This window comes from Streptomyces sp. NPDC005706, from assembly GCF_040631045.1.
In the GTDB taxonomy this organism is placed as follows: domain Bacteria; phylum Actinomycetota; class Actinomycetes; order Streptomycetales; family Streptomycetaceae; genus Streptomyces.
Genome location: NZ_JBEXYS010000021.1, coordinates 1 through 13,702, shown reverse-complemented (window position 1 = coordinate 13,702; position 13,702 = coordinate 1). Strand labels below are relative to the sequence as shown.

General features: G+C 69.8%; 5 protein-coding genes, 1 tRNA gene and 1 rRNA gene. 1 reads left to right on the top strand and 6 read right to left on the bottom strand.

Annotated features, from left to right (window positions below):
• Window positions 1-173: 173 nt before the first annotated feature.
• From ABZ478_RS27290 to ABZ478_RS27280, 3 genes are all read right to left on the bottom strand, one after another.
• Window positions 174-2,912, bottom strand: coding sequence for a DNA translocase FtsK (locus ABZ478_RS27290; RefSeq protein ID WP_359553295.1), 2,739 nt, complete (start codon window positions 2,910-2,912; stop codon window positions 174-176).
• A 124-nt stretch (window positions 2,913-3,036) separates the two neighbouring features.
• Window positions 3,037-3,717: a response regulator gene (locus ABZ478_RS27285; protein WP_359553294.1), complete on the bottom strand. Its 681-nt coding sequence runs from the start codon at window positions 3,715-3,717 to the stop codon at window positions 3,037-3,039.
• Window positions 3,718-4,002: 285 nt separating this feature from the next.
• Window positions 4,003-9,462 (bottom strand): HAMP domain-containing protein, encoded by a 5,460-nt coding sequence (locus ABZ478_RS27280; protein ID WP_359553293.1) that lies wholly within the window; start codon window positions 9,460-9,462, stop codon window positions 4,003-4,005.
• 412 nt (window positions 9,463-9,874) lie between these two features.
• Here ABZ478_RS27280 and ABZ478_RS27275 point away from each other — a divergent pair, with 412 nt between their 5' ends.
• Entirely contained in the window at window positions 9,875-12,634 is a 2,760-nt protein-coding gene (locus tag ABZ478_RS27275) for a SpoIIE family protein phosphatase (RefSeq protein WP_359553292.1), read from the top strand.
• A gap of 38 nt (window positions 12,635-12,672) precedes the next feature.
• Here the strand turns inward: ABZ478_RS27275 and ABZ478_RS27270 are convergent.
• The 3 genes from ABZ478_RS27270 to rrf all read right to left on the bottom strand — a co-directional run.
• A tRNA-Thr gene (locus ABZ478_RS27270) sits at window positions 12,673-12,745 on the bottom strand.
• Window positions 12,746-12,829: 84 nt separating this feature from the next.
• Entirely contained in the window at window positions 12,830-13,507 is a 678-nt protein-coding gene (locus ABZ478_RS27265; RefSeq protein ID WP_359553291.1) for a DegT/DnrJ/EryC1/StrS family aminotransferase, read from the bottom strand.
• A 100-nt stretch (window positions 13,508-13,607) separates the two neighbouring features.
• Window positions 13,608-13,702: ribosomal RNA gene (rrf, locus tag ABZ478_RS27260) — 5S ribosomal RNA — on the bottom strand; the annotation flags it as partial.

The following is a 13,702-nucleotide window of genomic DNA, read 5'->3' as shown; positions in this document are numbered from 1 at the left end:
GCCCGACAACCCGATGGTGGGACAGACACATACCCCAGGACGGGATCCGTACCGGTCCTTTCGCTCAACTTGACGTACAGCGAGGGGAAACGGTTGCCCGCCGCTCCCTAACGGGTGGATCACGGCGCTGCCGCCACCCGGCGTAACCCCGACACGCCGGGCGGCCCGCTGCCCTATCCGTCCGTCTCCCCACGTATCACCGCGAGTACGCCGTCCAGCTCGTCGGGTTTCACGAGAACGTCACGCGCCTTCGAACCCTCGCTCGGTCCCACGATGTTGCGGGACTCCATCAGGTCCATGAGCCGTCCCGCCTTGGCGAAGCCGACCCGGAGCTTGCGCTGCAGCATGGAAGTCGACCCGAACTGGGTGGAGACGACCAGCTCGGCCGCCTGGCACAGCAGGTCGAGGTCGTCGCCGATGTCCTCGTCGATCTCCTTCTTCTGCTTGGTGCCCACGGTGACGTCGTCGCGGAAGACGGGCGCCATCTGGTCCTTGCAGTGCTGCACGACGAGCGCGACCTCGGCCTCGGTCACGAACGCGCCCTGCATACGCGTGGGCTTGTTCGCGCCCATCGGCAGGAAGAGGCCGTCGCCCTTGCCGATCAGCTTCTCGGCTCCCGGCTGGTCGAGGATGACCCGGGAGTCGGCGAGCGAGGAGGTGGCGAACGCCAGCCGGGAGGGCACGTTCGCCTTGATCAGGCCGGTGACCACGTCGACCGACGGGCGCTGGGTGGCGAGCACCAGGTGGATGCCGGCCGCGCGCGCGAGCTGCGTGATGCGCACGATGGCGTCCTCGACGTCCCGCGGGGCGACCATCATCAGGTCGGCCAGCTCGTCCACGATCACCAGCAGATACGGGTACGGCTGGAGCTCGCGCTCGCTGCCCTCCGGCGGCTTGGCCTTGCCCTCGCGGACGGCGCGGTTGAAGTCGTCGATGTGCCGGTAGCCGTAGGCGGCGAGGTCGTCGTAGCGCAGGTCCATCTCGCGCACCACCCACTGCAGGGCCTCGGCGGCCCGCTTGGGGTTGGTGATGATCGGCGTGATCAGGTGCGGGATGCCCTCGTAGGCGGTCAGTTCCACGCGCTTGGGGTCGACGAGGATCATCCGGACGTCCTCCGGGGTCGCCCGCATCATGATCGAGGTGATCAGGCAGTTGATGCAGGACGACTTGCCGGAGCCGGTGGCGCCCGCGACCAGCATGTGCGGCATCTTCGCCAGCGAGTGCATCACGTACCCGCCCTCGACGTCCTTGCCGAAGGCGACCAGCATCGGGTCGTCGTCCTCGGCGGACTCGGCGAGGCGCAGCACGTCACCGAGGTTGACCATCTCCCGGTCGGTGTTCGGGATCTCGATGCCGACCGCCGACTTGCCGGGGATGGGGCTGATGATCCGCACGTCGGGGCTGGCGACGGCGTACGCGATGTTCTTCGTCAGCGCGGTGATCCGCTCGACCTTCACGGCGGGGCCGAGCTCGACCTCGTAGCGGGTGACCGTCGGACCGCGGGTGAAGCCGGTGACGGCCGCGTCGACCTTGAACTCGGTGAAGACCTGGGTGAGCGAGGCGACGACCGCGTCGTTGGCCGCGCTCCGGGCCTTGCCGGGGCCGCCCCGGGTGAGCAGGTCCAGCGACGGCAGCGCGTAGGTGACGTCACCGGAGAGCTGGAGCTGCTCCGCGCGCGCGGGCAGGTCACGGGGCTCGTCGGGGGCCTTCTTGGTCAGGTCGGGGACGCCGCCGGTGGACAGCCTGTCCTGCTTGGGGCGGGCGGCCGGGACCGGCGTCGGGGCCGGCGCCGGATCAGGCGTGGGCACCGGGGTGGTGTCCTCGCGCTCGCCCACGCTCACGCCCTGGGTGAGGTCGGCGACGACCGGGGACGGCGGCATGCCGTGCAGGACGGCGCCGTCGAGCGCGGCCGCGGCGGCCGACGCGACGTCCACCGCGTCCATCCGGCGCCGCGGATCGGGTTGCGGCACCGCGGAGCGCCTCGGGCGGCCGCGGCGCTGTGAGAGCGCGTCCTCCTCGGCTCCCTCGGGGTCGTACGCCTGGGGGGCGCTCCGGCGCCCGCGGGGGCGCGCGGGCAGCGCCTCGCGCCACTGTTCGTCGTACCGCTCGTCGTCCCCGGCGGCCTCGAACTCCTGCGGGTCGGAGAGCAGGCCGAGGCGCACGCCGAGCGCGCGCAGGCGCTGTGGGATGGCGTTGACCGGCGTGGCGGTCACCACGAGCAGCCCGAAGACCGTCAGCAGCACCAGCAGCGGTACGGCGAGCACCTCGCTCATGGTGTACGTCAACGGGGTCGCCGCCGCCCAGCCGATGAGCCCGCCGGCGTCCCTTATGGCCTGCATGCCGGAGCTGCGGGCGGGCGCCCCGCAGGCGATGTGCACCTGCCCGAGGACGCCGATGACGAGGGCGGACAGGCCGATCACGATCCGGCCGTTGGCCTCCGGCTGCTCCGGGTGCCGCATGAAGCGGACCGCGATCACCGCGAGCAGGATCGGCACCAGCAGATCGAGCCGCCCGAAGGCGCCGGTGACCAGGATCTCCACCAGGTCGCCGACCGGGCCGCGCAGGTCGGCCCAGGTACCGGCGGCGACGATCAGCGCGAGGCCGAAGAGCAGCAGCGCGACGCCGTCCTTGCGGTGGGCGGGGTCGAGGTTCTTCGCACCCTGCCCTATGCCGCGGAAGACGGCGCCGACGGCGTGCGCGAGGCCGAGCCAGAGGGCGCGCACGAGTCGGTACACGCCCCCCGTGGGGCTCGGAGCCGGCCTGGGCGGCGCGGCCTTCTTCGCCGGCGCCCGCTTGGCGGGCGCCTTCTTCGCCGGGACCTTCTTCGCGGCGGCGTTCCTCGCCGCAGCCTTCGCGGGAGCGGCCGCCTTCTTGGCGGGCGGCTTCTTGGCTGCGGAGGGACGTGAGGCCATAGGTGTGAGATTACCGGGGGAGACGACAGCGGACACGTGTGCCCACTGCTTCACCCGTTCGTGTCGCCCTTGCCGAGGCGCGGAAGTGACGCGCACTCATGGGCAACTGCCTTCCCGACGGACGTCAGTTCTGCGTCGGCACCGACTGGCTGCCGGCGCCCGCACCCGGCTCCAGGGCATCGAGCGCCCGTCGCAAGCCCGTCAGTTTCCGCTCCAGATGAGCGGCCGTGGCCACCGCGGCGGCGTCCGCGGACTCGTCGTCCAACTGCTTCGACAGCGCCTCGGCCTGCTCCTCGACGGCCGCCAGACGCGCGGACAGTTCGGCGAGCAGCCCCGCGGACTCCTTGCCGCCGACCGCGCCCTTGCCGCCGCCCTCCAACTGCAGCCGCAGCAGCGCCGCCTGCTCCCGGAGCTGGCAGTTCTTCATGTACAGCTCGACGAACACGGAGACCTTCGCCCGCAGCACCCACGGGTCGAACGGCTTGGAGATGTAGTCCACCGCGCCGGCCGCGTAACCCCGGAAGGTGTGATGCGGGCCGTGGTTGATCGCGGTGAGGAAGATGATCGGGATGTCCCGGGTCCGCTCCCTCCGCTTGATGTGCGCGGCGGTCTCGAACCCATCCATGCCCGGCATCTGGACGTCCAGCAGAATGACCGCGAAATCGTCCGTGAGCAGTGCCTTGAGCGCTTCCTCCCCGGACGATGCCCGCACCAGCGTCTGATCGAGCGCAGAGAGGATCGCCTCCAGCGCCAGCAGATTCTCCGGCCGGTCATCGACCAGGAGGATCTTGGCCTTCTGCACCATGGCCCGCCCTCCTCGCCCCGGCGGTACACCGGGCGCCGCCCCAGGGGACGACTCCCTTTCGCCGCCCGTCCTTGTGCCGGTCATCGTAGCCGCACCCTGCCCGTCGCCACACCCTGTCACCGCGATGTCACTGTGCACATAAGCGAAACGCCGTGAGTGACCCGAAGGTTCCCGGAATCCAGGATTCCCACACGTCCCGGCGCACGGCCCGGCACCCCGCACTCCGACAACTCCGCGTGCACGCCGAAGGTTCCCGCCGCGTTCACATCCGCTCCCGCGAGCCCGTCACCGCTCACCCATCCACTGCCGCATGACCGCCAGCAGATGGTCCGGATCGACCGGCTTGGTCACGTAATCGGAGGCACCCGACTCGATCGCCTTCTCCCGGTCGCCCTTCATCGCCTTCGCGGTCAGCGCGATGATCGGCAGCCCGGCGAACTGCGGCATCCTGCGGATCGCCGTGGTCGTCGCGTACCCGTCCATCTCCGGCATCATGATGTCCATCAGCACCACCGCCACGTCGTCGTGCTGCTCCAGCACCTCGATGCCCTCACGGCCGTTCTCCGCGTACAGCACCGACAGCCCGTGCTGCTCCAGCACGCTGGTGAGCGCGAACACGTTGCGGATGTCGTCGTCGACGATCAGCACCTTCTCGCCGCCGAACCGTACCGCGAGGACCGGCTGCGACGCGCTCTCCTGCTCGGCGACCGTGCTCCACTGCTCCGGCCGGTGCTCGGGCGGCGGCAGACTCCGGCGGCGGCGCCTGAAGAGCGCGGCGGCCCCGTTCTGCGTCTCCCGGTACGACTTCACCTCCGCCGGCGTCTCGATCTCCGCCGCCGACAGATCCGCGTCCGGCCGGCCCTCGGAGGCGAGCAGCTCACCGGCCTCCAGCGCCTGCACGGACTGCTGGTAGCCCTGCGGCGGCAACTCGCTCGGATGCACCGGCAGATACAGCGTGAACGTCGAGCCGCGGCCCGGTTCGCTCTGTGCGTAGATCTCGCCGCCGAGCAGCTGTGCGATCTCCCGCGAGATCGACAGACCGAGACCGGTGCCGCCGTACTTGCGGCTGGTCGTACCGTCCGCCTGCTTGAACGCCTCGAAGATCACCCGCATCTTGCTGGCCGCGATGCCGATTCCCGTGTCGGTCACCGAGAACGCGATCAGGCCGGCGTCCGGGTCGGTCAGCGAACCGGACTCCAGCATCTGCTCCCGGATGATCTGGGGCACATCGGTGCCGGCGGGCCGGATCACCAGTTCCACCGAACCGGAGTCGGTGAACTTCACCGCGTTGGACAGCAGGTTGCGCAGCACCTGCAGCAGCCGCTGCTCGTCGGTGTGCAGGGTGGCCGGCAGCTCCGGGGAGACCCGCACCGACAGGTCCAGCCCCTTCTCCGCGGTCAGCGGCCGGAAGGTCGCCTCCACGTAGTCCACGAGCTGGACGAGCGCGATGCGCGTCGGGGAGACGTCCATCTTGCCCGCCTCGACCTTCGACAGGTCCAGGATGTCGTTGATCAGCTGAAGCAGATCGGAACCGGCGCCGTGGATCGTCTCGGCGAACTCGACCTGCTTCGGGGAGAGGTTGCCCTCGGCGTTGTCGGCGAGCAGCTTGGCCAGAATCAGCAGGGAGTTCAGCGGCGTACGCAGCTCGTGCGACATGTTGGCGAGGAACTCGCTCTTGTAGCGCATGGACACCGCGAGCTGCTCGGCACGCTCCTCCAGGACCTGCCGGGCCTCCTCGATCTCGGTGTTCTTCACCTCGATGTCCCGGTTCTGCCGGGCCAGCAGCTCGGCCTTCTCCTCCAGTTCGGCGTTGGACGCCTGCAGCGCCTTCTGACGGTTCTCCAACTCGGCCGACCGCTCCCGCAGTTGCTCGGTCAGCTCCTGCGACTGCTTCAGCAGCAGCTCGGTCTTGGTGTTCACCGAGATGGTGTTGACGCTGGTCGCGATCATCTCGGCGATCTGGTTGAGGAAGTCCTTCTGGATCTGCGTGAACGGCGTGAACGACGCGAGCTCGATCACGCCGAGCACCTTGCCCTCGAAGAGCACCGGCAGCACGATCACCTGCGCCGGCGGGGCCTCGCCGAGCCCCGAGGAGATCTTCAGATAGCCGCTGGGCGCGTTCTCCACCAGGATCGTGCGCCTCTCCTCGGCGGCTGTGCCGATCAGCCCCTCACCCGGCCGGAACGACGCCGGCATGGAGCCCGTCAGGTAGCCGTACGAGCCGAGCATCCGCAGCTCGTAGTGCTCCTCGGCGTCGGCGCCGAGGTCCTGGCCGTCCATGAGCGGCATCGTCACGAAGAACGCGCCGTGCTGCGCGGAGACCACCGGCGTCAGCTCGCTCATGATCAGGGAGGCCACGTCCGCCAGGTCCCGACGCCCCTGCATCAGCGCGGAGATACGGGCCAGGTTGCCCTTCAGCCAGTCCTGCTCCTTGTTGGCGATCGTGGTGTCGCGCAGGTTGGCGATCATCTTGTTGATGTAGTCCTGCAGTTCCTGGATCTCGCCGGAGGCGTCGACGTCGATCTTCAGGTTCAGGTCGCCACGGGTCACCGCGGTCGCCACGCGCGCGATCGCACGCACCTGCCGGGTCAGGTTCCCGGCCATCTCGTTCACCGACTCCGTCAGGTCACGCCAGGTGCCGTCGACGTCGCGCACGCGTGCCTGACCGCCGAGCTGCCCCTCGGTACCCACCTCGCGGGCGACCCGGGTGACCTCCTCGGCGAAGCTGGACAGCTGGTCCACCATCGTGTTGATCGTCGTCTTCAGCTCGAGGATCTCGCCACGGGCGTCGATGTCGATCTTCTTGGTCAGGTCACCCTTGGCGATGGCCGTGGTGACCATGGCGATGTTGCGCACCTGACCGGTCAGGTTGGACGCCATCTGGTTCACGGACTCGGTGAGGTCCTTCCAGGTGCCGGCCACACCCGGCACGTGTGCCTGGCCGCCCAGGATGCCGTCCGTACCCACCTCACGGGCCACCTTGGTGACCTGGTCGGCGAACGAACTCAGGGTCCGCACCATGGTGTTGAAGGTGTCCGCGAGCTGCGCGACCTCACCGCTCGCCTCGATGGTCACCTGCCGCGTCAGGTCACCGTTGGCGACCGCGGCCGCCACCTGGGAGATGTTCCGCACCTGCATGGTCAGGTTGTTGGCCATCAGGTTGACGTTGTTGCTCAGGTCCTTCCAGATGCCCGTGACACCCGGTACGTGCGCCTGACCGCCCAGGATGCCCTCGGTGCCCACCTCACGGGCCACCCGGGTCACCTGCTCGGCGAAGCTCGAGAGCTGGTCCACCATCGTGTTGACCGTCGTGACGAGCTCGAGGATCTCGCCCTTCGCGTCGACGGTGATCTTCTTCGACAGATCGCCCTTGGCGACGGCGGTCGTGACCTCGGCGATGTTGCGCACCTGGATGGTCAGGTTGTTCGCCATGAAGTTCACGGACTGCGTGAGGTCCTTCCAGGTGCCCGAGACACCCTGGACCTCCGCCTGCCCGCCCAGCATGCCCTCGGTGCCCACCTCACGGGCCACGCGCGTGACCTCCTGGGCGAACGACGACAGCTGGTCCACCATCGTGTTCAGCGTGTTCTTCAGCTCCAGGATCTCCCCGCGCGCGTCCACGGTGATCTTCTGGGAGAGGTCACCGCGGGCCACCGCCGTGGCCACCTGGGCGATGTTGCGCACCTGGGCGGTGAGGTTGCCGGCCATGCCGTTCACGGAATCCGTCAGGTCCCGCCACACACCGGCCACGCCCGGCACCTGCGCCTGGCCGCCGAGACGGCCCTCGGTGCCCACGTCCCGGGCGACCCGGGTCACCTGGTCGGCGAAGGCGGAGAGCTGGTCGACCATCGTGTTGATGGTGTTCTTCAGCTCGAGGATCTCACCGCGCGCGTCCACGTCGATCTTCTGCGAGAGGTCACCCCGCGCGACGGCCGTCGTAACCTGCGCGATGTTGCGCACCTGACCGGTCAGGTTGGACGCCATCGAGTTGACGGAGTCGGTGAGCTCCTTCCAGGTGCCCGACACCCCGTCCACTCGGGCCTGCCCGCCGAGCCGGCCCTCGGTCCCCACGTCCCGGGCCATCCGCGTCACCTGGTCGGCGAAGCTCGACAGCTGGTCCACCATCGTGTTCACGGTGTTCTTCAGCTGGAGCATCTCACCGGAGACGTCCACGGTGACCTTCTGGGAGAGGTCGCCGTTGGCCACCGCCGTGGTCACCTGGGCGATGTTGCGCACCTGGCCGGTCAGGTTCCGGAACGCCGTGTTGACGGAGTCCGTCAGGTCCTTCCAGGTACCGGCAGCGCCCGGCACCTGCGCCTGACCGCCCAGCTCACCCTCGACACCGACCTCCCGCGCGACCCGCGTCACCTCGGCACCGAACGCGGAGAGCTGGTCCACCATCGTGTTGACGGTGTTCTTCAGCTCCAGCATCTCGCCGGCCACGTCAACCGTGACCTTCTGCGACAGGTCACCGCTGGCCACGGCGGTCGTCACCGCGGCGATGTCACGCACCTGCGTCGTCAGGTTCCGGAACACCGTGTTGACGGAGTCCGTCAGGTCCTTCCAGGTGCCGGCGACACCCGGCACCGTCGCCTGACCGCCCAGCCGGCCCTCGGCGCCGACCTCGTTGGCCACGCGCGTGACCTCGTCCGCGAAGATGCGCAGCGTCTCGGTCATCTGGTTGATCGTCTCGGCGAGCTGAGCGACCTCGCCCCGCGCCGGAACCGTCACCTTCTGCGACAGATCACCGTTGGCCACCGCCGTGGTCACCTGGGCGATCCCCCGCACCTGGGCCGTCAGGTTGCCGGCCATCAGGTTCACCGAATCGGTGAGCTCCTTCCACGTGCCGTCCACACCCGGCACGTGCGCCTGACCACCGAGGATGCCGTCGGTGCCGACCTCCCGCGCGACCCTCGTCACCTCCGAGGAGAACGCGGAGAGCTGGTCGACCATCGTGTTGACGGTGTTCTTCAGCTCCAGCATCTCGCCGGCCACGTGAACGGTGACCTTCCGCGACAGATCACCCTTGGCGACCGCGGTGGTCACCAGGGCGATGTCCCGCACCTGGGCCGTCAGCCGGGACGCCATCGTGTTGACGGAGTCCGTCAGGTCCTTCCACGAACCCGAGAGCCCGCGCACCCGGGCCTGGCCGCCGAGCTTGCCCTCGGTGCCGACCTCGCTGGCCACGCGTGTGACCTCGTCGGTGAACGTCGACAGCTGGTCGACCAGGTTGTTGACCGTACGGCCGACCTTCAGGAACTCACCCCGCAGCGGATGCCCGGTGCCGTCCGGCGCCTGCGTGCGCAGATCCATCCGCGGCGAAAGATCACCCTCCGCGACCCCCGTGAGGACCCGGCTGACCTCCGAGACGGGCCACACCAGATCGTCGACCAGCGCGTTGGAGTTGTCGACGGCGGTCGCCCACGAGCCCTCGCAGGCCCCTGTCTCCAGCCGTTCCGTGAGCTTTCCCTCACGCCCCACCATGCGCCGCACGCGCGACAGCTCACCGGTCAGGTGCAGGTTGCGGTCGGCGACCTCGTTGAAGACCGCGGCGATCTCCGACATCACGCCGTCCCCGGACACCGTGAGCCTCTTGCGGAAGTTCCCGTCCCGCATGGCGACCAGGGCCGCCTGCAGCCGGTTCAGGGCGGCCGTGTCCACGACGGTGGTGCCGCCGCCCCTGCCCTGGGACTGTCCGCCCTTCGCGCGCGCCTTCGTGCCCCGCGTCGCTGCGCCAGACTCCACTGTGTCCCTCCCGAAGGGGTAGACCGTTACTGCCGTGCTCGGTCACATCGGTCCGGTGTGCCGCTCCCCGGCATACCGGTTGCTTCCGCGTACCCGTTACTGCTCGGTATTTCTGCCAGATGAGCTCCGGACACACCAGGGGCTGCTGCCCGCCGTGCACGGAACACACTCAAACTGAGCGGACCTTCATCAGAAGCTTGCCCAGTGTTTCACCCCGGCCGAACCAGGCCATAACAGTTCGGCAGCTTCGCACATCGTCCGCACACACCCTGGGGGGTTAAACAACGGCGACCGGCATCCGCTCGGACGGCGAAGGTAAGTAACCTTGCATGCGGCTGTCCAGCCGCACCGGTCCGTCCGGCCTGGGCGGTGGCACCAGAACGAGCGGGCATCGGAGGGGCGGCCGCAGAACATGACCACCGGACTGATCCCCGGGGGACAACCCCCGGAGCCACGGCCGACGGGTGAGCTGATGCCGCAGCAGCGGCGCGAGCCGGCCGGCCCCGCAGCCCTGTCCGCCGACAACAGGCCGAGGAGTTTTGTGATCACCGCGCGCGCGGCCGCCAGCTTCGAGCCCGTCGGACGATCGGTGGCGACCGCCCGGTCCTTCGTCCGCGACACCCTCCAGGGCTGGGGTTTCGCCGACATCATCGACGACGCGGTGGTTCTCACCAGCGAACTCGTGACCAACGCGGTGGTGCACGCCGGTACGCACGCGGAGGTCCTGTGCCTGCGCACCGAGGACGGCGTCCGCGTCGAGGTCTCCGACCGCTACCCGGAGCGCGAGCTGCCCGTGCAGAGCGCCCACGCCGCGATGGGCAACCCCGACCGCGAGGGCGGCCGCGGCCTGCAGCTGTGCGCGGCCCTGGCGGCCCGCTGGGGTGTGGACTACACGCCCACCCACAAGAACGTCTGGTTCCAGCTCGACCTGCCCGAACGCCCGGTCGGCACGCGTGCCGCCGGCCCCTCGCTCCCCGCCGACCTGCTCCCGCTGGCCGACGGCCGGATCCGCGTCGCGGTCCTCCAGGTCGACCGGAAGGGCTCCGTCAGCGCCTGGAACGAGGACGCGGAGGAACTGTTCGGCCACTCGGCGAACGAGGTCGTCGGCAAGCCCCTCACCGACCTCGCGGCCTGGCCGCACACCCCGGGCACCGGCACCGGCATCGCCGAGGCTCTGAAGCTCTCCCGCTGGGAGGGCAGCTACGGCATCCGCCGCGCCGACGGCAGGGTCGCCCCGGTGTACGCCTCCCACCTGCGGGTCCGCGACACCGGCGGCGAGCCGTCCACCGTGTGCCTCCTGGTACGCGATCACGAGCGCGCCGTCCTGCAGACGCCGCTGCGCGGTCCCGCCACCGACCAGACGTCCACTTCCGACGGGCAGAGCACCGACCCGTTCGAGGTGTTCATCGGCTCCCCCGCCCCCGACGACCTGGACGGCCTGCTCCAGCGCACGGTGGAGCGGGCCCGCGACATGCTCGACGGCGACTCCGCGTTCCTGCTGCTCGCGACCGACGACGAGACCGAGCTCGAGGTGCGCGCCTCCACCGGCCTGCCCTCCGCCCGCCAGCGTTTCGCCCGCGTGCCCGTGGAAGCCGGCCCCGGTCGCTACGGCTCCGCACGCATGCCTGCCGTCCACGACGACCTCACCGCCGTCCCCGGAGCCGTGCCCCTGCTGTCCGGCACCGGCATGCGCTCCGTGGTCACGGTCCCGCTGAAGGTCGAGGGCCGTCTGACCGGCTCCCTCGGTGTCGCCGCCGAGGCACCCGGCCGGTACTCGAACGAGGAGGCGCTGCGCCTGCAGTTCGCCGCCGACCGCATCGCGCTGGCGGTCGAGTCGGCTCGGCTGGGCGAGCTGGAGCGGCTGCGCCGCGGCTCCCTGAGCTTCCTGGTCGAGGCCTCCGACCTGCTGGCCGGCACCCTGGACCGCGACCAGACCCTGGCCCTGATGGCACAGATGACGGTGCCGACCCTCGCGACCTGGTGCGCGGTCTACACGATCGCCGACCAGGCCTCGGAGCCCTATCTGTCGTACGTGCTGCACGAGGACGAGGACCTCATCGACGGCATCAAGTCGCTGCTGTCGAAGGTGCCCGCGCCCGACCCGGTGCCGACGCCCGGCGCCCGGATCTGGTCCGCGCCCGGCGAGGTCGCCCACCAGGCGGCCCTGCGCAGTTCCATGCGCAGCCTGGGCCTGGCGGGCGGCCCCACCCATCAGGCCGCCTCGGCCATCGGCCCGACGCTCGCCACGGCCTCCGCGGTCGGCGGCGAGACGGTCGTCCTGCCCCTGGTCGCCCGCAACCGCGTCATCGGCATGCTGACCCTCGGCAAGCCGACCGACGAACACTTCCGCCAGGAAATCCTGGAACTGGCCGAGGACTTGTCCCGCCGGGCCGCGCTCGCCCTGGACAACGCCCGTCTGTACTCGGAGCGCACGGCCATCAGCCAGTCCCTCCAGCGCAGCCTGCTCCCGCCCGGCCTGCCCCACATCGACGGCGTCGAGGTCGAGGTCATCTACCGCGCGGCCGGCGAGGGCAACGAGGTCGGCGGCGACTTCTACGACCTCTTCCCCATCGGCAACGGTGCCTACGGCTTCGCCATCGGCGACGTCTGCGGCACGGGCCCGAACGCGGCCGCGGTCACCGGCCTGGCCCGGCACGCGCTGCGCCTGCTGGCGCGTGAGGGCCTCTCCGGCCCGGCGGTGCTGGAGCGGCTGAACTCGGCCATCCTCGACGAGGGCGACCGCAGCCGCTTCCTCACGCTGCTCTACGGCGAGATGCGGCCGCAGGAGGACGGCAGCGCCGAGCTGAAGGTGGTCTGCGCCGGCCATCCGCTCCCGCTGCGCCTGCGCCAGGACGGCACGGTGGTCCCGTCGGCCGAACCCCAGCCGCTGCTCGGTGTCATCGAGGACCTGGAGCTGTACGAGGAGACGGTCACCCTTGACCCCGGTGACGTCCTTCTCTGCGTCACGGACGGGGTCACCGAACGCCGGGAGGGCACCCGCATGCTGGGCGACGACGGCCTCGCCGACGTCCTCACCACGTGCACGGGCCTCACGGCGGGCGCGGTGGCCGCGCGCATCATGCGCGCGGTGGAACGCTTCGCCTCGGATGCCCCGTCCGACGACATGGCGATCCTCGCGATGCGAGTGCCGGAGCCCCACCAGGAGGCATGAGAAAGGCCCCGCCCAATTGGGCGGGGCCTTTCTGTCGGAGCCCCCAAACGGAATCGAACCGTTGACCTTCTCCTTACCATGGAGACGCTCTACCGACTGAGCTATAGGGGCCTGTCGCCTTCGAGGTTTCCCTCGCGGCAACAAGAAAACCATACCCTGAACAGGCCCGAGTCCCCAAACTCGTTCGGCGTACGTTCAGAAGGCGGGCTGAAGCAGTCCGCCGAGCGCGTTGCAGGCGGAGACGATCCGCTGCATCTCCCGCTTGGTGAGGGAGGCGTCCACCGGCAGGGCGAGCGTCTCGTCCGCGGCCCGCTCGGTCTCCGGCAGCGTGACGCAGCGCCGGAACTCCGAGAGCCGGTGCACGGGGGTCTTCACGGGGACGCGGCAGTCGATTCCCTTGGCCCGCAGGGCGCGGGCGAAGGCGTCGCGGTCCGGCCGGCCGTTACCGGGCACCCGCACCACGTATTGCTGGTAGGTGTGCCCGGGGCCCCCGTCCGGCGTCCGCACGCCTTTCAACTTGGCGTCGAGGTAGGCGGCTCGCTCCCTGCGCTGCGCCATCTCGTCGTACGGCGCCTCGGACTCCCCCTGCTCCAGCACGAGCAGCCCGTGCCGCTGTCCGAGCTGGTGCAACCGGGCTATGTCCGCGCGCCGTCCGAAGCGGTGCACGACAACTATGCTCGCCGTGCGTGCAGTTGTCGCCGCCTCCACGGCTGACGCGTCGAGGCAGTAGCTGGCTGGATCTATGTCGGCGAACACCGGGAGCGCACCCGCCTGGGTGACGGCCTCGGCCACTTCGACGTTCCCGAAGGCCGGTACGACGACCTCGTCACCGGCTCCGACGCCGGCCGCCCTGAGCATTGCAGCAGTACCCATGGCTCCGATGCTGCGGGTGGAACGTGAACTCGAAGTTACGCAGAACAAAAAAGGGTTGGACCCCGAACCGAAGTTCGGGGTCCAACCCTTTTCAAAATTTGTTCGGCGGCGTCCTACTCTCCCACAGGGTCCCCCCTGCAGTACCATCGGCGCTGTGAGGCTTAGCTTCCGGGTTCGGAATGTAACCGGGCGTTT